This is a genomic window from Acinetobacter sp. G11, from assembly GCF_049808495.1.
GTDB classification, from domain to species: Bacteria; Pseudomonadota; Gammaproteobacteria; order Pseudomonadales; family Moraxellaceae; genus Acinetobacter; species Acinetobacter kookii.
Genome location: NZ_JBNCAT010000089.1, coordinates 1 through 553, shown reverse-complemented (window position 1 = coordinate 553; position 553 = coordinate 1). Strand labels below are relative to the sequence as shown.

At 31.8% G+C, this 553-nt stretch carries 1 protein-coding gene; it reads left to right on the top strand.

Annotated features, from left to right (window positions below):
- Nucleotides 1-68: 68 nt before the first annotated feature.
- On the top strand, nt 69-553 hold a 485-nt coding region (locus ACPUEY_RS14115), incomplete at its 3' end, for an AimR family lysis-lysogeny pheromone receptor (protein ID WP_425122477.1).

Here is a 553-nt window from a genome sequence, read left to right as displayed (position 1 = left end):
CGTTTTCCTCTAAAAGTTAAAAAATGGGTATAACGTGTCTTTTGTTCCGAAAAAAGGGGAGCAAAGTTATGCAAAGTGTTTTGAATAGAATAAACGATGATCTATACGCGCAAAAAATAAGTAACAGACAGTTATCTACAATACTAGATGTAAGTCACACAACCACTAACGCTATGTTATCAAACAAGAGGGAGTTTGATTTTATTCATTTTGTTAGGGTATTACAAATGCTTTACCCTAATGATGTTAATTTACGAAGAGAATGTTTGAGAGGGTTTATAAATAAAATCTCTCCTAAAAATGTAAGATTAGGAATGGAGTTTTTAAATTTATATGGTGAACTTGATTTGCAAAATATTTTAGTTGAAAAATCCGCTCAATCTTCAAATAGAGTGAATAGACAATTAGCTGAAGTATACGAATTATTACTTCGTAGAAGTGATGAAACGATCACGCGGAAAGATTTTCACCAAGAGGTCGAGAAAAAGGGAAAAGAAAAGAAAATTACCAGCAACGAACTACGTATAGTTTCTGATTTCGCGTTAATTTATTC